We start from the raw sequence: 20,989 nt of genomic DNA, 5'->3' as shown, positions 1-20,989 counted from the left end.
TTCCCGTGTCCAGGCCGACTCAGCAAGAGACCAGGACCGCGTTCGACGCGGGGCTGCCGCCGCTGCGCGGGATCGAGCACGTCGTCGTGGTGGGTGCCGGGCTGGCCGGGCTCGCTGCCGCGTACGAGCTGACCCGGCTGGGCACGAAGGTCACCGTGCTGGAGGCGAACCGCCTTCCCGGCGGGCGGACCAGGACCCTGCGTGCTCCGTTCTCCGACGGCCTGTACGCCGAGGCCGGCGCGATGACGGTGACCACCCGCTGCGACTACACGCTGCACTACCTGCGCGAGATGGGTCTCGAAACCGAGCCGAGCGACCTCGTCGGCACGGATTTCTCGTACTACCGCTGCGGTACGCGGTTCCGGCCGGACGCCATCGCCGGCCACGCCGCGCTCCTCGGGCTGAAGCCGGACGAGAAGGACCTGACCGTCCGGGAGATGGTGGCCCGCTACGTCACCCGGCCGAACGACGAGATCGGGCCGGAGGTGCGGGCACCGGCCTGGACCTCGTCGCCGCGGCTGCGGGAGCTCGACCGGATCCCGGTGCGCGAGGTGCTCGCGGACCGGGGCGCCTCCGTCGGCGCGATCAGCCTGATCGAGCCGCTGTTCATGGAGATGCAGGGCGGCGACCTGGGCGCGGCGTCGGCGATGGCCTGGGCGCGGTACGAAGCGGGCCCGCGCTCCATGTCCGACCCGACGACCAGGTGGAACAAGATCAAGGGCGGTACCGACTCGCTGGCCAGGGCACTGGCCGGCGCGATCTCGGATCGCATCCGCTACCGGGCCCCCGTCGTGCGGATCGCGCAGGACGAGGCCGGGGCGCAGGTGACGTTCCTCGACCGCAACCGGCTCCGGACCCTGGCTGCGGACCGGGTCGTCGTCACCGTGCCGTTCGCCGCCATGCGGCGCATCGACCTCGCCGCGGCCGGGTTGCCCGCGGAGAAACACGCGACGATGCGCCGCATGCGGTACGCCTCGGCCACGCGGATCTTCCTCCAGATGCGCAAGCAGTTCTGGCCCGAGCGGCAGCTGATGCTGTCCACCGACCGGCCGATCTGCACGGTGCGGGACGCGACCCCGTGGCGGATCGGCGGACGGAAGATCCTGGAGTGCTGGCTCGGTGGCTGGTTCGCGCAGGCGGTGGCGGGCATGGGCCGGGAGGAGCGGATCGACTTCGCTCTCGGCGAGGTCGAGGACCTGCTGCCCGGTGCGCGTGAGAACTTCGAGCTGGGCACGTCTTTCGCCTGGGACGACGAGCGCTACATCGCCGGCGCGTACCTGCTGCCCGAGGTCGGCCACAGCGAGCTGATGGAGCGGGCGCGCCGTCCCGAGGGGCTGATCCACTTCGCCGGTGAGCACACCGCGTACGAACCCAACGGCGGTTCCATGAACTACGCGCTGGAATCCGCAATCAGGGTGCTTCTCGAACTGGCGGGCCCCCGCTGACGCAGGCAACCCCGCCGGGGGTGCGGTCACGCACTGCCGAGCCGGGCACCGAACCGCCGCAAGGCGCTCCGCAGTTCCGCGGGCGCCTCGACGGTGAAATCGGCGTCGAGAAAAGCAAGACGGGGCAGCAGCCATTGCCAGGAGTCGACCATCAGGACGGCCCGCGTCCCGCCGTCCGTGGCAGTGAGATCGACGTCCTGGAAGGAAAACGCATCCGCCACCTCCGGCATCGGCGCGGCAATGGTCACCACCACCCGCTGCCGGTTCCGGTGCACTCCCTTGCGGAGGAACTCGATGCCGCTTTCGGCGGGCAGCGGACGCGCGGAAAACGTCTGCCCGGTCGCGCGGAGCCCGGTGAGCCGGTCGATCCGGAACACCCGCCAGTCCCGCTTGCCGGTGTCCCAGGCCAGCAGGTACCAGTGCAGGAGCAGATGCATCTGGCGGTACGGCTCGGCCGTGCGGGTACTGGCCTGCCCGGCCGCCCCCACGTATTCGAAGGTCACGACCCGCTCCCCCGCGATCGCTTCGGCGAGGGTGCTCATCGCTTGCGCGCTGGTGCTCGCCGTCGGGGTCGGGGTCGTCTCCAGCCCCGCGCGCAAGGCCGCGGCCCGCGGCCGCAGCCGTTTGGGCAGGAACTGGTCGACCTTGCCGTAGGCACGGGTCGCCGCATCGTCGAGGCTCCCCTCGCGGGCGGTGCCGGTGGCGCCGAGCACGGCAAGACCCAGCAGCGTGGCGATGGCTTCGTCGTCGTCGAGCAGCAACGGCGGCATCGTGCGCCCGGCGGTGAGCCGGTAGTAGCCGCCAGGGCCGGGCTGGGTCTCGACCGGATACCCGTAGCCGCGGAGCCGGTTGATGTCGCGCCGCAGGGTCCGCGGCGGGACGTCCAGCCGCGCCGCCAGCTCCTCCCCGCTGAACGCCTTCCCCGACTGAAGCAGCACCAGCAGCGCGAGCGCTCGTTGCATCACGTCGGCCATCCCGCCAGCATCCCAGAAGTCGAGGACATTTTCCGGCCACATCTCGCGGTACGTTCCTGATCATGGCCACCACCGAGATCCGGATCCGCGGAGCCCGCACCCACAACCTCCGGCAGCTCGACGTCGATGTGCCGCGCTCCCGCGTCGTCGTCTTCGTCGGGGTGTCCGGCTCGGGCAAATCGTCGCTGGTGTTCGACACGATCGCGGCCGAGGCAGGCCACCAGCTCACCGAGACGTTCCCGCCCTACACCCGCAACCGGCTGCCGAAGTGGACCCGGCCGGACGTCCGGCGGATCGAAGGGCTTTCCCCGGTGGTGGTGATCGACCAGCGCCGCCTCGGCGGGAACGCCCGCTCCACGGTCGGCACGATCACCGACACCTGGACCTACCTCCGGCTGCTGTTCTCCCGGGTGGGCACCCCGCACGTCGGCGAGTCGAACCACTTCTCCTTCAACGACCCGGCAGGCATGTGCCCCACCTGTTCCGGCCTCGGCGAGGTGGTGGTCACCGCGGCCGACCGCTTCCTCGACCCGGGCAAGTCACTGCGCGAGGGCGCGGTGCTGCTGCCCGGGTTCGCCACCGGCGGCTACTGGTATTCGAACTTCGCCGACATCGGCGTGTTCGACCTCGAGAAGCCGTTGCGGCGCTGGAGCAAGGCCGAACGGGACGCCTTGCTGTACGGCGCCGGGGCGCTGGCGAACCGGCTGCCCAAGGGCTACCAGGGCATCACCGAACGATTCGAGCGCATCTACCTGCACACCTCGGACGAGATGTCCGAGCAGAAGAAGCAGACTCTCGCCAAGTTCACCCGTTCCGCGGAATGCCCGGACTGCCACGGCGACCGGCTCGCCGAGGCGAGCCGCACCGTCACCCTGCTCGACCACACCATCGGCGAGCTGGCGCGGATGGAGGTCAACGACCTCGCCAAGGTGGTGACCGGGGTGACCGACCCGGCCGTCGCACCGGTGGTGTCCGCGCTGGCCGACCGGTTGCAGGCGATGATCACCATCGGGCTCGGCTATCTCCATCTCGGCCGCGCCACCACCACGCTCTCCGGCGGCGAATCCCAGCGGATCAAGACCGTCAAGCACCTCGGCAGCAGCCTCACCGAGATGCTCTACGTGTTCGACGAGCCCACCGTCGGCCTCCATCCGCACGACGTCAGCTCCATGATCACCCTGCTCAAGCAGTTGCGGGACAAGGGAAACAGCGTACTGGTGGTGGAGCACGACCCCGCGGTGATGGCCGTGGCGGACCAGATCGTCGAGGTCGGGCCGCTCGCCGGGGCGCAGGGCGGCACGATCGTGTACCAGGGCAGCTTCGCCGGCCTGCGCTCGGCCGGGACCGCCACGGCGACCGCGCTGGCGTGGCGCCGTCCGGTCAAGGCCGATCCGCGGACCCCGGCCGGGCAGCTCGTCGTGGCCGACGCGACGCGCAACAACCTCAAGAACATCACCGCGCACATCCCGCTGGGCGTGATGACCGTGCTCACCGGGGTGGCCGGGTCCGGGAAGTCCAGTCTCGCCGCCGAACTGGTCGCCCAGCACGATGCCGTGGTGATCGACCAGAAGGCGGTCAGCACGAATCGCCGCTCGACCCCCATCACCTATACCGGGATCGCCGCGCCCATCCGCCGGATGTTCGCCCGGCACCACCACGTTCCGGCAAGCCTGTTCAGCGCCAACTCCGAGGGCGCCTGCCCGGAGTGCCACGGCCTCGGGGTCATCCGCACCGACCTCGCCTTCATGGACGAGCAGGAAACCGTCTGCGAAACCTGCCAGGGACGGCGGTTCACCCCCGAGGTCCTGCGGTACCAGGTCGAGGGGCTGTCCATCGCCGATGTCGACGACCTCACCATCGCCGGCGCCATCGACCGGCTTCCGGACCGCCCGATCAGGAACGCCCTGCGCCACCTCGACGAGGTCGGCCTCGGCTATCTCCGGCTCGGCCAGCCGCTCACGACGCTCTCGGGGGGCGAATGCCAGCGCGTGAAGATCGCCAGGGAACTGCGGGACTCGGCGGGCCCGACAGTGTACCTGCTGGACGAACCGACGACCGGCCTGCACCTCAGCGACATCGACCTCCTGCTGAGCCATCTCGACCGCCTGATCGACCACGGGCACACCGTCATCCTCATCGAGCACAATCTCGACGTCGTCCGGCGGGCCGACTGGATGATCGACCTCGGCCCCGGCCCCGGCAAGCACGGCGGGCGGATCCTCTACGAGGGCCGGGTCGACGGCATCACCGGTACGGCCACGGCCGAGGCATTGCACGAGGCGGACTGATCTCCGCCCTAGCCGGTTTCCCCGTCGGAACGGACCAGCCGCTCCTCCCAGTCCGTTCCGCCCGGCGCCTCCTCGTCGCTGAACCGGAAGCCGATCCCGCGCACCGTGACGATCCACTGCGGGGAACCCAGCTTTTTGCGGATACTGCTCAAATGCGTGTCGATGGTCCGGCTGGCCAGCGACGACACCCCCGGGTCGAGGCTGTCGTAGCACCACACCCGCCGCAGCAGTTCCGAACGGGAGAAGATCTTCCCCCGCTCCGCCGCAAGCAGGTGCAGGAGCTCGAACTCCTTGCGGGTCAGCCCGATCAGCCGGCCGGCGACCCGGACCTCGCGCAGGTTCGGGTCGATCTCCAGCCGGTCGAAGACGAGCACCGGCTGCGGCCGCGCCCGTGCCCGCCGCAGCAGCGCACCGACGCGGGCCATGAGTTCCCTGCTGGGATAGGGCTTCACGATGCAGTCGTCGCAGCCGCCTTCCAGCGCCAGCACCCGGTCGAGCTCGCCGGTCGAGGAAAACCCGATCATGGGTACCTGGCTGGCTTCCCGGATCCGCTTGCACAGGGTGAGCCCGTCGAAATCGGCGAGGTCGAGATCGATGAGGACGACGTCGAAGTCGCGAGCGGTCGCCATCGCCTGTACTCCGGTGTCCGCCTGCTCGGTTTCCAGGCCGTGCCGCTCCAGGTCCTTGACCATCTCCTCCACGCCATCGCAATCCGCCACGAGCAATACCCGTGCTTCCTGGTCGATCACCACTCTCCCCTCTCCTCGACGTGGCCGGCGACCCCGTCTCCCGAATCCCGGCAGCCCCCCGGCACCGCCGAATTCCCGGGCCGGCCTCGAAATCCCGATCCCGCCCGCAGATCATGCCATCTGGTGGATCACCAGCCCAGTGTACGGCCGCCGGCAATTTCCTTGTGCGGACGGGTACTCCATTGGCCCGGGCCGGATCGAGATGCACGTGCACATTCACGGCCGTGCCGTTCACCGATCACGCAGCACCGATTCTGCCTGCTCACTCAGTATCGCGGCGCGGAATCACCGTTCCTGCCTTTTCCCGGGCCGGTGAATGACGACAATTCCCTCCCCCGGCATGCCGTTCCGGCCCTCCGATCGGCGGCGGAAGCGCTACCCGGTGGTCCGGACCAGGCAGTTTCCCGGAATCCGGGGATTGACCATTTCCCGCTCCACCGGCCAATTTCTGTCATCCCGCGGGCGATCGACCGCGTCGACCGCCTCCCGCCGGTGCGGGCGTGCGAAGCTCTTGCCCCCTCCGGATTTCCCCCGGATGGCGGAGCGTGCCGCTTTACCTCACCGTCGTCTCCCCGTATCACGACAATGCTCAGCTGAGCACATTACGGCCACCGCGGACAGAATGCGGACAGGCCCATTCCGCACCTCCCCGCAGCAATGGAGGAAAACTGCCGATGACCGACCCGCATTGCCGGAAGCGCCGTTCCTTCCGGACCGGGGCGTGCGGCGAGCCATTACCGGGAAGGACGCGTTCCGGATCGCGAGCGGTGTGCTGGCACTGTTCTCGATCGGCACTGTCGCCGCAACAGCCGGAACCCCTTCCTGGCCGGTGTCGGCTGTTTCGGTGTTGCCGGGTTTGCGGCAAGCTTTCCCCTGCGCGGTAATAGCCGGGCGGGTATCCGAATCCGGCGGCACCTCGGTGTACGGCGCGCCATGGCGTGGCTCCCGGTATTCCATATTCCTCGCACCCATCCCGGTGTGCCCACCATCGGCTCTGGCCGGGTCGTCCCGGATTCTCTGCCAGAATTCGCGCGACGGATGACTGCCCCGGCATCCGGGGCACAGCCGGGCCAGGTGGACCGATCTCGGGGTCGCTCTCGTGCTGCTTCTGTTCAGCAGCACCACTTTCGCCCTCGCCACCTCGACCGGATGGGGCTTTGCCGCGTTCCGGCGCTGCGGGCGAGACCTCGGGGTGTGCCCCGCCGAAATCGCTTGCCATCCCGGCGGATCAGGCGACCGGGCGGACCCGAGGGGTGTCACCGCGGCGGCGCCGGATCCTTCCGCACCTCGCACTCACCGGTGGAGTCGCCCTGGTCGTACTGGTTCCTTGATCGCGGAGCACTGCGGAACCCACCGCATGGGGAGGACCGGTCAGCACTCGTCCAGGAATGTGGCGAGCGAATCGTCGGTGGTGTCCCACCACGGCAGTTTCCGGGGCGGGGCCGGGGTTCCCGTGCACGGTGAGGAGAACGCGCGGTCGCGGTATCCGACGATGCTCTCCTCCTTGTCCTGCTCCCATTGCTTGAAGTGCGCCCGGGTGAGATCCAGGTCGAAAGCGGGGTAGTCGACCTCCTTCAGGAGTTCCCGGATGTGGTCGGCCTGGAAGTCGATCTGGCCCGCCGGTCCGGTCAGCGCTTTCTCCCGGTCCCGCCACGCGGCGATGTCGCGTTCCATTTCCGCACGGGCGGGCAGCCGGATCCGCCCGAGCACGACATCACGGGCGTACCACGCCTGCGCGTCGAACAAGGTCATCGAATAGAACTGATCCTGCATTCCCAGGTACATCATCCCGGGGTTGCTTACCAGGAATATTCCTTGGTACAGATCGGCGGGGTAAAGGACGTTCTTCGTCCGCAGGCCGAGGCTTTTCCCGAGGAACGGAAACCGGTGCAGATAGCCGGTGCACAGAATGATCGCGTCCACCTGCCTGCGGGTGCCGTCGGCGAACACCGCCGTGTCCTTTTCGAGGCGGGCGAGCAGGGGCATTTCTTCGATCCCGGCAGGCCAGCGGAAACCCATCGGCGCCCGGCGATGGGAAATGACGACCGACGATGCGCCGTACTTCTTCGTCTGCAGCGCGATGTCTTCCGCCGAGTAACTGCCGCCCAGGACCAGCAGGTTCTTCCCGGCGAACTCGCGGGCATCCCGGAAGTCGTGGGAGTGCAGGATGCGCCCGGGAAACGAGGAAAACCCGTCGTAGCAAGGCACGTGGGGCACCGAAAAGTGCCCGCTGGCGACGATCACGCGGTCGAATGCCTCCGTGCCCGTCGCGCCTGCCCCGAGGTCTTCGACGGTGACGTCGAACTTGTCCCGGGCTGTGTCGTACTCGATCCACCGCACCGCGGTGCCGAACCGGATATGGCGGCGCACGCCGCTCTTCTTCGCCCGCCCGGCGAGGTAATCGAACAGGACTTCGCGCGGCGGGAACGACGGAACCGGTTTCGAGAAGTGCTCGTCGAAGGAGTAGTCGGCGAACTCGAGACACTCTTTCGGCCCATTCGACCACAGCGACCGGTACATGCCGCCGTGCACCGGATCACCGAATTCGTCGAGACCGGTTCGCCAGGTGAAATTCCAGAGGCCGCCCCAGTCGTGCTGCTTTTCGAAACACACCAGCTCGGGAACGTCCGCCCCCTTCCGCCGTGCCTGCTCGAATGCATGCAGCTGCGCCAGCCCACTGGGACCGGCACCGACGACGGCAACCCGCGACATCGTTTCCCCTTTCCCGGCCGCGAAGACCGGCCCAGCCCGGCCCACCCCGGCCGACCGGCACATGACTCGACGGCCGCCATTCACGATGACGGCCGGACCACTTTTACCGCGGAATTCCCGCTGGATAAGCAAAACGATCTTCTCCGTCGAGGGTAGCGGCCCGGCCGTCCGGTGTCCAGCGCCACACCGGCAGTTCCGGCCCTTACAGCCGCAGGCCGAGGTTTCGTACCGTCCACTGTGGACTGTTCGCCGCTCCGCCAGTCCCTCCCGGACGACCACCGCCGAGCAAGCCCCCTGGCCCACGGGTCGCGACGACCACCGCCGGAACCCCAGGCACCCCACGATGTCCGGCGGACAATCGCGCGCGGCTCCCGGACGCGCGATCCGGCCACCACGTGACGACGACCGGCCCGGGCCCGATACCGGACAACCGAACCCGAATCGGCCCGGAGCATCCGTCTCGGCCATCACGGCAACCAGTCGCGCCCCTATCACCGCCTCACCCGGATACCTCCGCCAGTACGATCGCCCGCCACACCCGAATCGCGCCGCCCTCACCGATTCCGAACCAAACAGCGGTCCCTTCCCAGGAAATCTCACTCACGTGCAGTGCTGCATCCGGAATTGACTGCCGGATCGGGGTGACGGGCAGATACGGCTGACCGAGTGGCAGTTTCACCCGAACGAGTAGGACCGGTCCGGAGCGCTCGAAGCGGTCCCCTGCCGGGTTATAAAACGGGATCGAGCGGGAACCCGGATCTCCACTGCGGCGGGATAGCTGTGGCCCGCACGGGGAACCCGCCCAGTCTGCCGACCGGGCCGTGGAACGCGACGAGGTGCCGGTCCGGCGGCTGTCCGGAACAAGGGGGTAACAGCGGTGTCGCGGCAACCTGCCGAGGACGGGCGCAGGCCGATGCTTGCGGGGAAAGGCACAACGCCGGTCCGGACCGGGGAAACACCGGTCCGGAAAGGCGAACCTCCCGGCTGGATCGGGAAAACTCCGGGCCGGGCGGGGGAAACTTGCGACTGGGCCGGGGAAACGCCGGGAGGGGGCGGCCGGGATGACCGGAGTGACCGGGACAGCCGGAGTGACCGGGACGACCGGAGCGACCGGGACAGCCGGAGTGACCGGGACGACCGGGACGACCGGGACGACCGGAGTGACCGGGACGACCGGGGCGGCCGGAGTGACCGGGGTGACCGCGGTGGTCGGCTGGAGCGGCTGATCCGGTCCGCCGGTCCGGTGTGCATCGTCGCCGCGGTGGCCGGGTGGGGCAAGACGAGCACCGTGCGCCGGGCGGGCCGGGGCGGGGCCGTCGTCTGGGTCGCGCACGACGAAGTGCACCGGCTGGGCGGGCTCGCCTCCGGCCGGTCCGGGGTGACCGCCGTCGTCGACGACATCCAGGATCTGCCCTCCGATTCGCCGATGGCAGGCGCGTTGCACCGGTTGTGCGCCGAATCGTCGCCGCGGGTGCGGCTCGTGCTGATCTCGCGGTCGACCCTGCCTTTCCCGGTGCAGCGGTTGCGCGGGCGCGGGCTGCTGAGCGAAGTCGGGGCCGCCGAACTGCATTTCCGGCGTTCCGAGCTGATCGAGGTGGCGCGGGAGGCACTCGGCGAGGTGCACCCGGCGACGCTCAGCCGGATCTGGAGCCTGACCGGAGGATGGCCTGCGCTCACCGCCCGGCTCGTCGAGCGGCTCGCCGGGGTGCGGCCCGAACAGCATTCCGGCCTGCTGCAGCGGGTTCAGCTCCCCGGGGAGTTCCTGCAGCGATTCGTCGCCGAGGAGGTCGTGGGCCCGGAACCGCCGGAGACGGTGGACCTGCTCCGCCGGCTCGCGCTGTGCGAACGGCACGCCGGGCGGTGCACCGACCTCCGTTCCGGCGAGGCGCTGCCGGATCTGGTGCGCCGTGGTCTCGTCACGCACCGGGCCGACGGCGGATGGGCGCTGAGCGCACCCGTCCGCATGCACCTGCGGCACGAGCTGGAGAGCTCCCCGGGGATCCGCAAGCAGCTGCACCGGCAGCTGTGCACCGAGTTCGCCGAGCGCGGGGCACCTGCCCATGCGGTCCGGCACGGCCTCGCGGCAGGTGACGTCGGCGCGGTCCGGGATCTGGTGGCCCGCAACGGCGCGGCGCTGGTGCACGGGGGCGACGCGGCGGCCGTACGGCAGATCGCCGCGGTCCCCGCCGAGTGGGCCCGTGAGCCGGCGCTGGACTGGGTCGTGGGCGAGGCCCGGCAGGTAGTGGGCCGGTGGGCCGGCGCGGGCGCGTCGTTCCGGCGAGCGGGATCCGAACAGCCGGAGCTCACCACGGCGCTGGGCTGGCGGGTCGGCGTGCTGGCCTACGCCCGCGGGGAATTCGGCGAAGTCCGGTCCATCTGCGCGCGCACTGCGCTGGCCGGGGAAAACACTGCGGACGAGGCAAAGGTCCTCGCGCTGTCCGCCACCACGCACCGGATGACCGGTGACTACCCGGCCGCGCGGAGCCTGGCGGAACGATCGCTGCGGGCCGCGGAGCGGAGCGGGGACGCAGGCGCGCTCGGTGAGGCCTACCTCGCCGCCGCGCACCTCGCGTACGCCGAAGGAGACACGCGTGAGTTCGGCGCCTGCCTCGCTGGGGCAAGGGAAGCCGCCGAGGCTGCGGGTGATGCGCTCCAGCAGTTGCGAGCGCTGGTGATCGAGGCCGGATTCAGCGTGCAATTGCGCAGCACCGCGCGGGCGGTGGAGACCGCGCGCGCGGCAGTGCGGCTCGGGCGGCGCTGCGGGGACAACGGCGTGACCGCGCTCGCGATGACCGTCCGGGCGCACGCCCTGCTGCGCCGTGGCGACGGGGCAGCGGCCCGCCGCGACTTCGAACAGGCCGCGGCGATGTTCGAACAGCTGGGCTCACGGCTGGGCGCATTGCCGCTGTCCGGGTTGGGTGACGTGCACCGGCTCCACGGGCAGTGCACGAGGGCACGGGCGGCGTACGAGCAGGCGCTCTCGCTCGCCGAACCGGTGCACGACGTGGTCGGCATGTCCGGTGCGCTGGCCGGCTGGGCCCGGGTGTGCGGCCCGAAGGAACCCGAAGCCGCCCGGAATGCGGCCGAGCGCGCGGTGCGCCTTGACGAGGGGATCTACCGGGTGCACGCGCTGACGACCAGGGGCTGGGTTTCGCTGTGCGCGGGCGACCGGCAGTCGGCAGCGCAGGACGCGGTCCGGGCCGCCGAGGTCGCGCGAGCCCGGTGCGACGAGCCCGGCTTGGCGGAGACGGTCGTGCTCGGGGCACTGTCCGCGGAGGCACCGGGCCGGCATCAGGAGCGGGTTCTTGAGGCTGCCGGAGTCTGGCGGGATCTGGGAATGCGGGCCGACGAGGCGGTCGCCGAAGTGGTCGCGTCCCGGCTCTCCGGTGCCGATTCCGGGGACGCCGTGCTGGCCGGGTTCGGCATCGATGCGCGGAACACCGCGGTGGCCGGGCCGCTGGCCGCCTCCGCGCGGAAAGCGCCGCCGGTCGCGATCAGCACCCTGGGCACCTTCGAGGTGCGGCGGCACGGCGAGCTCCTGCACCCGGCCGCATGGCAGTCGCGCAAAGCACGCGAGCTGGTGAAGATGCTGGTCGCGCATCGCCGTCCGGTGTCGAGGGAACGGCTGATGGAACTCCTGTGGCCGGGCGGCGACCCGGGCCGGTGCGGCAACCGGATGTCGGTGCTGCTCAACACGGTGCGCGAGGCACTCCGGTTCGACGCGGCGGTGGTCACCGACGGCGGTTCCGTCTGGTTCGACCGCTCGCTGGTGGACATCGACGTGGAGAACTTCCTGTCCCTGGCAGCCGACGCGTGCGCCGGCGAGGACGGCGACCGGCTGGCGCGGCTGCTGGCCGCCGCACGCGCGCACCCGGGCGGCTTCCTCGAACAAGACCCGTGCCAGGAGTGGGCGGTGCCGCTGGCCGAGGAGGTACGCACCACCTACGCGGCAGTGTTGCGGGCGCTGGCGGCCGAACTGCGCGAGACCGGCGACGTCGACGAGGCCGCCCGCTACCTGGTGCGGCTGCTCGACCTCGACCCGTACGACGAGACGGCCCACCTGACCCTGGTGGCAACGCTCGACGGAGCAGGCCGCTTCGGCGCTGCGCGCAGCAGATACCAGGCATACCTGGACCGGATGGCCGAGATCGAGGTACCGCCGTCCCCGTTCCCGGCCCGCCGTGCCCCACGGACCGGCTCCGGAAGGGCGTCAACCGGCGGCTCGTGATCCGGCGCCCCAGTAGCCGGTCAGCCGGGTATAGAGCTCGTTACCCCGCAAGCAGCCCCCGTGGTCGCTGAGCGGACGTCCCGTCCGGCACCAGAATGCGTTCGGCCCGCCGAACGTCAACCAACGGCACGTGATCCAGCACCCCAGTGACCGGCCAACCGAGCATAAAGCCCATTACCCACCAGCAACCCCGCATGGTCACCAAGAGCAGCAGACGTCCCGTCCAGCACCAGAATCCGCTCCGCCCGCCGCGCGGAACTGATCCGGTGCGCGATCACGACGACGGTGCCGGGCCGGCGGGCGAACGCGTGTTCGGCCTGTTCCTCGGCGGCGGGATCCAGGTGGCACGTCGCCTCGTCCAGTACGACCACCTCGGCCTCGGACAGGTACACCCGCGCCAGCGCGAGCAGCTGGCGCTGGCCGGGCGAGAGCCGGTCGCCTCCGGCGGCGATCGGGGCCTCGTAGCCGCCGAGGTCCGCGACCAGCTCCTGCGCACCGACTGCGTGCACTGCTTCGGTGAGCGCGCGGTGGCCGGCGTCGGGTCGCAGGTAGCAGAGGTTCTCCCGCACGGTGCCGGCGAACACATACGCCTCCTGCGGGATGAGGGCCACCGTCCGCCGCAGCCAGTTCCGGTCCACTTGGTCCAGCGGTACGCCGCCGAGCAGGATCCGGCCGCATTGCGGGGTGGCCAGCCCGGCCAGCAGCGCGGCCAGCGTCGACTTCCCGATCCCGCTCGGTCCGACCACCGCGAGATGCCGGTGCGGCGGGATCGACAGGGTCAGCTCGCGCAGGACCGGATCCGCGTGCTCCGCATAAGCGAACGTGACCTCGTCGAGCTCGATCCCGGTGCCGGCCGGGCGCTTGCCCGGCGGAGGCGGTGCGGGCTGCGGTACCGCGCACACCTGCGCGAGCCGGTCCAGCACCACCGCCAAGCTGACCAGCAGGGTGCTGCCGGCGTTGATCACGAACTGGACCGCGGGCTGCAGACCGCTGCTGAGGTAGACGACCCCGCCCGCGATGTCGCCGACGCCGAGGCGCCCGCTCGTGATCAGCCAGGGGGCCAGCGCCAGCAAGCCGAGGATCGGCACGTGCACGCCGAGGGTCAGCACCGGCAGCCGCAATACCCGCGCGCGGGCGAACGCGCGCAAGGCATCGGCCTGTTCCCGCACCGCGGCACCGATGTCGGCGGCCGCGCGCCGCTCGGCTCCCTGCGCGACGAGATCCCGGATCCCGCTGACTGCCGGCTCCGCCTGCTCGGCGATCCGCTCGGTGGTGAGCAGCACGCGGCGGTAGCGCCGGAACAACAGCCGCAGCACCAGCGCGAAGCCGGCCAGCGCGGGCACCACACAAGCCAGGACCACCACCGCGATCACCGGCGAAAGCACGGCAAGGCCGACGACCGCGGCGACGCCGGAGGCCAGCACCTGCCGCATGTTGCGCAGCAACGTCGACAGGAGCTGCCGGACCGCTTCCACGTGTTCGGTGACCTGTGCCGCGCCGGCTCCGGTTGCGGCGCGTTCGGCGGCGAGCGCCCGGGAAAGGCAGGCCGAGACGACCTCCTCGACGAGGGTGTCCCGCGACGGCTCGACGATGCGCCCCAGCCAGGGGTACAGCCGGCGCGTGGCCACGGCACTGATCACCCAGGCGACGCCGAGCAGCAGCAGCCAGCCCAGCCCGGTCCACGGACGGCCGGCCAGGAATCCCTTGTCGATCGCCGCGGCGATGCACGCGCCGGAGACGAGCATCGGCAACGCCTCCACCGCCGACCAGAGCGCCAGGCGGGCCACTGCCCGCCGGTGCGGACGCAGGTGCCGGAGCAGGAGCCCCGCGGCGCTCATGAGACAGCCCGGTTCCGGTCGTGCGCCGGGAACTCCTCGCCGGTGGTGAAGATGGCGCGGTAATCCGGGTCGCGCCACAGAAAGTCGTGCGTGGCGACGGCCCGGAGGCGGCCCTTGTCAAGCCACGCAACGAGATCCGCGTCAGCCGCGGTGGCGATCCGCCGCGCGACGGTCACGGTCGTGCGCCCGGCGCGAGCCGACCGCAGGGCAGCGGTCACCCGCACCTCGGTGGCGGTGTCGAGGCTGCTGGTCGCGTCGTCGAGGACCAGCACCCGGGCGTCGACGCAGAGTGCGCGGGCCAAGCCGAGGCGTTGGAGTTCGCCGCCGGAGAACGGGGCGTCGGCCAGCGGGGTGTCGTACCCCCTCGGCAGTTTGCGGATGAATCCGTCGGCTTGCGCGATCCGCGCCGCCCGCTCCACGCGGTCCCGGTCGTCGCCGGTGGCACCGTAGCCGATCAGGTCGGCCACGGTGGCGCCGAGCAGAGCGGGGCGCTCGAAGGCGTACCCGACTGCCCGCCGCAACTCGGTCAGCTCGACTGCGCGCACGTCGACGCCGTCCAGTGCGACCTGGCCCGCGGCCGGATCCCGCAACCGGCCGAGCAGCCCGGTCAACGCGCTCTTGCCGCTGCCCGACCGGCCCACCACGGCCAGTGCGCACCCGGCAGGCACGGTGAGATCGATCCGGTCGAGCAGCAGATCGCCGTCCTCGCGCACGGTGACCGCACGGAATTCGACTCTGCCGTGGCCGTCCGGCAGCGGCAGCGGCCGGGCCGGCGGGGTGATCGCCGGCGGGGTCTGCACGACCTCGCCGACCCGGCCGGCCCCGACCTGACAGCTCATCAGCGCGACCACGGTGTCGAGCAGCCCCACCGCGCCCAGCGCCATGGCCACGTACGAAGCCGCTGCCACCAGCTGACCCGCACTCACCTCGCCCTCGGTCAACGCGAAACCGCCGACGGCGAGCACGGCGATCTGCAGAAGCGGGGTCAGCAACGACATCTGCCAGCTCACCCGGCCTTGTGCCGCCCACAGCTGCACCCCGCTGCAGTGCAGCTGCCGCACCGGCGTCAGCACCCGGGCGATGTCGCGGCCTGCGGTGCCGGCGGCGCGGATGGTCCGGACCCCGCGCAGCGCGTCCAGCAGGCGAGTGGCCAGTTCGCCCTGTGCCCGCTGGTATCGCTGCATCGCGTCGCCTGCGGTAGCGGTGAACCGCCGGACCAGCACCGCGGCGAGCGGCCCGCCGACGACGACCGGCAACGCCAGCCACGGATCGATGAGCGCCAGGCCGGCCACCGCGCCCAGCGCGGTCAGCACGGTGGACGACGCCGAAAGCAGCATCGGCAGGAATGCGGCCGGGCCGGCGGCGTTCTCGGTGAGCCTGGTGAGCGCGTCGCCCGCAGGCAGCCGCAGCGGCCCGGCGACCCCGAGCGCCAGCAGCCGGTCCACCAGCCGGTGCCGCAGCCGGGCAGTCAGCGAGCTGCCGAAATACGCGCTCACCACGTCGTCGGCGGCAGTGGCGGCCATGCTCACCACGAGCAGCACCGCGAGCCAGATCAGCGCGTCCGGCAATCCGGCTCCGCGGGAAGCCGCGTCCACCGCCGCCGCGACTGCCTGTGGGGTGAGCAGCCCGGTTCCGATGTGCAGCACGGTGATCGCACCCAGCAGCAGCATGGCGGGCCACGACTGGCGGGCGGCCGAGCGCAGCACGCGGCTGCCTGCCGCGCGCACGGCTCTCGCCGGGTCCCGGTCTCCCGCCAGCACCCTCAGCCGTTCCGGCAGGCCCCGTTCCCGCCGCCGCGGCCGCGTACCCGCGTGCGATGTCCGCGGAGCGGGATCATTCGCCTCGATTCCCATCGCACCCTACAGTTCGTTCGTACCCGTTCCGCTGCGGCGGACCTGGTGTCCCGCTCGATACCAGCGGGCGGGACACCAGGTGCCTGAGCAGGCTCAGGCGCAGGACACGCCGATGCAGATGGTCTGCAGCACGGTCAGCAGGCCGATGCAGTTACACGTCGCGCCTCCCCCGCCGAGCTGGATTCCGTCGACCTCGACCGGATCGGTCTCGGGCAGCGCCTGCAGCGACGCCACCATGTCGAATTCTTCGAGTTCCATGGGTGTTCACCTCCTTTCGCCGGATCGTGCGGATGTTCGTGCCCTTCTGCCGCTCCCTGGCACCACGCCGGAGGCGTGTGTGCGGCAGAAGTCCGTGATCCGCCGCACCAGCGGCGGAAGATGATGTTCGACGACCCCGGCGTGATCGGTGTTGAGTTCCAGGTAGTCGAGTGGCCCGGCGGCGGGGCCGAGCTCGGCCAGCCGCCGTTCGAGGCGGCGGGACTGCTGCACCGGGATCCGTTCGTCGTGCACGCCGTGCGCCAGCAGCACCGGCATCCGCAGCGACGCACAGACTTCGAGCACGTCCTGGTCCTCGCCGCGGCGCGCGCCGAGCTCGTCGAGGCGCTCCCGGACCGGGGCCGCCGCGGACTCGGAAAGGTCCCCCGGGGACAGAAACGGTGCCAGCGCAACACATGCCGACCACATCGACGGCTCGGTGCCGGCGGCGAGCAACGCCAGATACGCCCCGTAGCTCGCCCCGAGGACGACCGGCGCCGGCCTGCCCCGCGCGCTCCTCGCCTCGGCCAGCTCGCGCCCGATGGCCAGCACGTCGTCCAGGTCGGGGCCGCCCCAATGGCCCAGCACCGCGTTCCGGTGCCGCGTGCCGTAGCCGGTGCTGCCCCGGTAGTTGGGGGCGAGCACGGCGATCCCCGCACCGGCGAGCTGGTGGAACAGCGGGTCGAACTGGAACCGCCACGCCGCGAGCGGGCCCCCGTGCAACGCGACCACCAGCCGTTTCGCCGACTGCCATTGCGGTCCGCCGTAGACGATGGCCTCGATCCGCCCCGCCGCGCCCGTCACCTCGGTCCGGTCGGCGTGCACCGAATGCCCGCCGGAGTACCCGGTCTCGCGGGGCACCGACCAGGCCGGCTCGGCGCGCGTCAGCCGCAGGGTGCCGATGGTCGGCGGGCGGCCGGGGCACGAGTAGGGCAGCCGGATGGTGTCCCCGGTCCAGCAGGCCGGGGAGGTGATGGTGCCGTCCGGCAGCGGCAGCGGGCTCAGGTCGTCCTCGGCCAGGTGGTAGACGTACAGCCGGGAAAGCGTTCCCTCGGTCTCGTGCACCAGCACCCGTTCGCCCGCCTCGTCGAAGGTCAGCGCGTGCCGGCGATATCCGTCCCGGTGCAGCTTGGGCGGGAAGTGCACGGTGCGTTCGCCGAGGACTCCCCAGCCGAGCCGCGGCTCGCCGGAGACGTCGCTGCTGACCACCAGGCGCCGGGTGCGGGGTGCGTAACAGTGGATGCGGTCGGTGGTCGCCGCCGACAGCGACCAGATCCGCCGCCACGAGCCCCGTACGAGGTCCACCAGCAGGCCGCCGGTGTGCCGTCCGTGCAGCACCTGGTTCACCGCGAGCAGCCCGGAGTCCTCGTCGATCCGGATTCCGCCGGAGAGCGCACCGGGCAGCCGCACCAGCAGTTCCATCCCGCCACCGGCGCGGTTCAGCCGCCAGACGGTCGAGTGCAGGGTCCGGTCGATCACGACCGCCAGCGCGACCGCGGCCCAGCCGGGCGGGGCAGGCAGCAGGTAGCAGCTGAGGCCCCGGATGTGGCCGAGCGGGGTGATCCTCCCGGCCTCGTGCCGGGTCGGCAGTGCGGTGATCGTGTGGCATTCTGGGTCGCCGACGGACGGCTGGCACAGCACCAGCGTCCCGTCGTCCAGCGGCAGCACCGAAGTACCCCGCTCGACGCGGACCCACGGCACCGTCCGGCGGGTGACGGTGCGGCCGAGCTGCCACACCTCCAGCACCGCCTCGGAGCCCGGCAGCAGGATGGACGCGCCGGTACAGCCACCGGCGGACAGGGCGAATCCGGTCCGGTCGACGACGGAGCGGCCCGGCCGCCGCGGCGCGGGGGCGGCGCCCCGGCCGGTGCGGCCGTCCGCGCGGGCGGGTGGTGTCCTCACTGCGGACCCCCGTGCCCCAGCAGCTCGTCGGCCATCCACATCCGCCGGGTGCCATATCGCAGCCGAAGCAGGAATCCCAGCACTCCGGTCATGCCGTCCCCCCAGGTCGCGGTGATCCCGCCGTGGTCGTCGGCGAACACCGCGCGGCCGCCCCGGAGGCAGCGCCGGGTGTGCACGAGACGCGCCAGCCGGTGCGCCCCGCCGAGGCATTCGGGATCACCGGTGTTCTCGTGGAGGTCGAGCAGCAGCTCGGCGTTGCCGGCGAGACCGTGGCACTGTGCCGCCCCGCTGCGGCCGGCGGCGGCCAGCACCGCATTGCCGGCGCGCCGGGCGTACCGGCCGAACTCCTCGTCCCCGGTGACCCGGTGCAGCCGGGTCAGGAAGGTGCCGACGCCTGCCGCTCCGTGGCACCAGTGCGGGGCGGTGGCCTGGTCGCCCGTCCCGGCACCCCACTGCACGAGATCGCCGGCCGGGATGGCGTGGCCGAGCAACGCCTTGCCGACCCTGCGGGCCACGTCGAGGTAGTCCGTCCGCCCGGTCGCGGTCGAGGCGACCAGCAAGCTGTAGGCCACCCCGGAGCTGCCGTGCGCGAAACCGTAGTAGCGGCGCCCGGCGAGCTGGGACAGGTGTTCGGCCGGGGTGCCCCAGCTCAGCCCGTCCGGCCCGTCCTCGGCCGCGGCGACCAGCGCATCGGCCGACTCGATCGCCTTGGCCAGCAACGTTTCGTCCCCGCTGAGGCTCCACAAGTGCAGCAGCGTCAGCACGATTCCCGCCGTGCCGTGCGTGACGTCCGGGTTGACGGAGGCCGCGGGTAGCCCCCGGGCGGCTTCCAGCCCGGCGTCGGCGAGCCGGTCGGCGCCGATGGCCACGCCCGCGTCGTACAGCGCCCAGGCCATGCCCGCGGTGCCGAAGTACAGGCCGGGCGGACGGCCGGGCGCGTCCCGCCGCGCGACGATCCAGTCGCCGATCTTCCCGACTCCCGGCCGGAGCCGCTCGTCCGCACTCGCCCCCGTGACCACCGCGCGGGTGAGCGTGCCCAGCACCCCCGCCGCGCCGTGCTGCACGCTGCACGGATCCGGAGCACCGTGTGCGCACGAGAGGGGCCACAACCGCTCCTCGTCCGGGGACATGGTGTCCAGCAGGTGCCCGATCACGCCGTCGACGTCGTCGCGCCAGTCGCTGTCGGGAAACCGGACCGCCCCCGGCGACCCGGGATTCGCCGCGCGCGTGACCATGCCCGACAGCACCTCCCTGGCCCGCCCGGAATCCGGCCGGCGACCGGGATCGGGGTGCATCAGCCCCAGGATCAGCTCGGCCAGCTCGGCGGGCATCCCGGTGTCCGGCCATCGTTCGGTGAGCCATTCGGTGAGCGCGGGACGAGGCGGATCCGCGGCGGGAACGTCGTCGGCCTGGTACGGGACCGTCCCCAGCACGAGAAAGCACAGCGTCGCACCCAGGCTGTAGTAGTCGGCGGCCAACGCGGGTGCGGCACCGCCGAGCTGCTCCGGCGCACTGAACCCCGGTGTCCCGACGTGCCGTACCGCGTCCCCGGCATGCTTCGCCCGCACCGCCAGTTCGAGATCGATCAGCCGCAGCTCGCCGTCCGGCCGGACGATGATGTTGCTGGGATTGAAATCGCGCAGCACCAGGCCCGCCCGATGGGCCCGGGTCATCAGCCGCACGACCCGCATCGCCACCGGCAGCGCCGAAGGTACCCCCGCCCGCCAGCCGTGCGCCCGGATCCGGTCCGGTACCCAGTCCCGCAGCGGACTGCCCGGAACTTGTTCCTCGGCAAGGAAAAGATGGCCGGCCTGTTCGAACAGCCCCAGCAGCTCCGGCGCGGCCGCGCGCCCGCCGAGCAGTTCCAGCGCGGCCGCCTCGGCGCGCAGCCGGTCCTGCTCGTCCCGGCCGTCCCGGCCGGTGCCCACGTGCGGCCGGGCCTCCTTGAGCACCACGGCAGCCCCGTCGGAGTCCTGCGCGCGGTACACCCCGCCGCGATTGGTGTGCCGGATGGCCTCGCGGACCAGGAACCGTTGTCCCACCAGCACTTCCCGCGCCTCGGTGGTCCCGCCCGGGCCGCGGGCGTCCCGGGGGAACGGGCTGACCACCCACGGCGGCGGCGTGTACCGGCCGGTCCGCCGGTCCTCGACGAGGTTGCCGTCGGGATCCTCCAGCACCCAGGAGTAGAAGCCGTCGGGGGTGAGCAGCCGCCGTTCCACGAAGGCGCCGTAGCGGTAGTGCACCAGGCTCCCCGGCCGGTAGGGCCGGTCGGACAGGATCCGCGGCCCGGCGAGGCCGGTGGTCACGCGGTCCAGCTGCTCGGCAAGCCGCACCGCGGTTTCGTCGCTCTCCGGGTACACGGTCAGGAACTTGCCCGAATGCCCGCGGGCGGTGTGCCGGGCGTTCAGCAGCGCCACCTGGTCCAGCGTGGCGGCGAACTTGAACGGCGAAGCCTCCTTCAGCAACACCGGCAGCGCGCGGGCAAGCACCTCCCCTGCCGACGCGATGGTCGCCGAGACGTGCAGCTTCCAGCCCTGTTTGCCCCGGAAACCGGCCACCGGGTCCACCGAGCACCACGGCGAGCCGATGCGCAACGCCCACCTCTTGCCCGCCCCTCCGGATCGCAAGCCCCGGCGGGCCACCTCGATCAGCACCGAACTCCCGAGCGAATCCGAACCGACCGCACCGATGACACTGAAGTCGAACTCAGCCATCACGCCTCGCCATCCCACGCCGCGGACCATC

The 20,989-nt window shown here is 71.6% G+C and carries 12 protein-coding genes; 4 read left to right on the top strand and 8 right to left on the bottom strand.

Annotated elements, in window-relative coordinates; all coding sequences use genetic code 11:
- The first annotated feature begins 5 nt into the window (after positions 1-5).
- A complete protein-coding gene (locus OO71_RS09670; protein WP_033289326.1) occupies positions 6-1,445 on the top strand; it encodes a flavin monoamine oxidase family protein in 1,440 nt (479 codons plus the stop codon).
- A gap of 26 nt (positions 1,446-1,471) precedes the next feature.
- Here OO71_RS09670 and OO71_RS09665 read toward each other — a convergent pair whose 3' ends face one another.
- Complete coding sequence (locus OO71_RS09665; protein ID WP_033289426.1) at positions 1,472-2,419, bottom strand: helix-turn-helix transcriptional regulator; 948 nt, start codon at positions 2,417-2,419, stop codon at positions 1,472-1,474.
- Between the two features lie 62 nt (positions 2,420-2,481).
- Here OO71_RS09665 and OO71_RS09660 point away from each other — a divergent pair, with 62 nt between their 5' ends.
- Positions 2,482-4,707: an ATP-binding cassette domain-containing protein gene (locus tag OO71_RS09660; protein ID WP_033289325.1), complete on the top strand. Its 2,226-nt coding sequence runs from the start codon at positions 2,482-2,484 to the stop codon at positions 4,705-4,707.
- 8 nt (positions 4,708-4,715) lie between these two features.
- Here the strand turns inward: OO71_RS09660 and OO71_RS09655 are convergent, their stop codons facing one another.
- Together OO71_RS09655 and OO71_RS09650 are read right to left on the bottom strand one after the other, a co-directional pair.
- Positions 4,716-5,459 (bottom strand): response regulator transcription factor, encoded by a 744-nt coding sequence (locus OO71_RS09655; RefSeq protein ID WP_245633612.1) that lies wholly within the window; start codon positions 5,457-5,459, stop codon positions 4,716-4,718.
- A gap of 1,368 nt (positions 5,460-6,827) precedes the next feature.
- Positions 6,828-8,168, bottom strand: a complete 1,341-nt coding sequence (locus OO71_RS09650) for a flavin-containing monooxygenase (protein ID WP_033289424.1) — start codon at positions 8,166-8,168, stop codon at positions 6,828-6,830.
- A gap of 1,061 nt (positions 8,169-9,229) precedes the next feature.
- On the opposite strand from OO71_RS09650, the gene OO71_RS50870 reads away from it, so the two are divergent.
- Both OO71_RS50870 and OO71_RS09640 read left to right on the top strand, forming a co-directional pair.
- The gene (locus OO71_RS50870) at positions 9,230-9,394 is read left to right on the top strand and encodes a hypothetical protein (protein WP_084144834.1); all 165 of its coding nucleotides are present in this window, start codon (positions 9,230-9,232) and stop codon (positions 9,392-9,394) included.
- 17 nt (positions 9,395-9,411) lie between these two features.
- Positions 9,412-12,396, top strand: coding sequence for an AfsR/SARP family transcriptional regulator (locus OO71_RS09640; RefSeq protein ID WP_084144833.1), 2,985 nt, complete (start codon positions 9,412-9,414; stop codon positions 12,394-12,396).
- A 116-nt stretch (positions 12,397-12,512) separates the two neighbouring features.
- Here OO71_RS09640 and OO71_RS09635 read toward each other — a convergent pair whose 3' ends face one another.
- From OO71_RS09635 to lanL, 5 genes are all read right to left on the bottom strand, one after another.
- The gene (locus OO71_RS09635; protein ID WP_033289322.1) at positions 12,513-14,234 is read right to left on the bottom strand and encodes an ABC transporter ATP-binding protein; all 1,722 of its coding nucleotides are present in this window, start codon (positions 14,232-14,234) and stop codon (positions 12,513-12,515) included.
- Positions 14,231-16,087, bottom strand: coding sequence for an ABC transporter ATP-binding protein (locus OO71_RS09630; RefSeq protein WP_063740036.1), 1,857 nt, complete (start codon positions 16,085-16,087; stop codon positions 14,231-14,233). The genes OO71_RS09635 and OO71_RS09630 overlap by 4 nt, the downstream gene beginning before the upstream one ends.
- A gap of 93 nt (positions 16,088-16,180) precedes the next feature.
- A complete protein-coding gene (locus tag OO71_RS51250; protein WP_169776513.1) occupies positions 16,181-16,345 on the bottom strand; it encodes a VenA family class IV lanthipeptide in 165 nt (54 codons plus the stop codon).
- A 6-nt stretch (positions 16,346-16,351) separates the two neighbouring features.
- Positions 16,352-18,244: an alpha/beta hydrolase family protein gene (locus OO71_RS09625; protein ID WP_051791388.1), complete on the bottom strand. Its 1,893-nt coding sequence runs from the start codon at positions 18,242-18,244 to the stop codon at positions 16,352-16,354.
- Complete coding sequence (gene lanL, locus OO71_RS09620) at positions 18,241-20,958, bottom strand: class IV lanthionine synthetase LanL (RefSeq protein ID WP_063740042.1); 2,718 nt, start codon at positions 20,956-20,958, stop codon at positions 18,241-18,243. Before lanL ends, OO71_RS09625 begins: the two co-directional genes overlap by 4 nt.
- Between the last annotated feature and the right edge of the window lie 31 nt (positions 20,959-20,989).

The sequence above is a fragment of the Amycolatopsis jejuensis genome (assembly GCF_000717335.1).
Taxonomy (GTDB): Bacteria; Actinomycetota; Actinomycetes; order Mycobacteriales; family Pseudonocardiaceae; genus Amycolatopsis; species Amycolatopsis jejuensis.
Note: the sequence above shows the minus strand (reverse complement) of the source record. Positions and strands in the feature narration are given on the sequence as shown.

What these genes read in the sequence shown, in the direction of transcription:
- lanL (WP_063740042.1), bottom strand. Translation starts at nt 20,958, where the DNA reads ATGGCTGAGTTCGACTTCAGTGTCATCGGTGCGGTCGGTTCGGATTCG.
- OO71_RS50870 (WP_084144834.1), top strand. Translation starts at nt 9,230, where the DNA reads ATGACCGGAGTGACCGGGACAGCCGGAGTGACCGGGACGACCGGAGCG.
- OO71_RS09660 (WP_033289325.1), top strand. Translation starts at nt 2,482, where the DNA reads ATGGCCACCACCGAGATCCGGATCCGCGGAGCCCGCACCCACAACCTC.
- OO71_RS09650 (WP_033289424.1), bottom strand. Translation starts at nt 8,168, where the DNA reads ATGTCGCGGGTTGCCGTCGTCGGTGCCGGTCCCAGTGGGCTGGCGCAG.
- OO71_RS09635 (WP_033289322.1), bottom strand. Translation starts at nt 14,234, where the DNA reads ATGAGCGCCGCGGGGCTCCTGCTCCGGCACCTGCGTCCGCACCGGCGG.
- OO71_RS51250 (WP_169776513.1), bottom strand. Translation starts at nt 16,345, where the DNA reads ATGGAACTCGAAGAATTCGACATGGTGGCGTCGCTGCAGGCGCTGCCC.
- OO71_RS09630 (WP_063740036.1), bottom strand. Translation starts at nt 16,087, where the DNA reads ATGGGAATCGAGGCGAATGATCCCGCTCCGCGGACATCGCACGCGGGT.
- OO71_RS09665 (WP_033289426.1), bottom strand. Translation starts at nt 2,419, where the DNA reads ATGGCCGACGTGATGCAACGAGCGCTCGCGCTGCTGGTGCTGCTTCAG.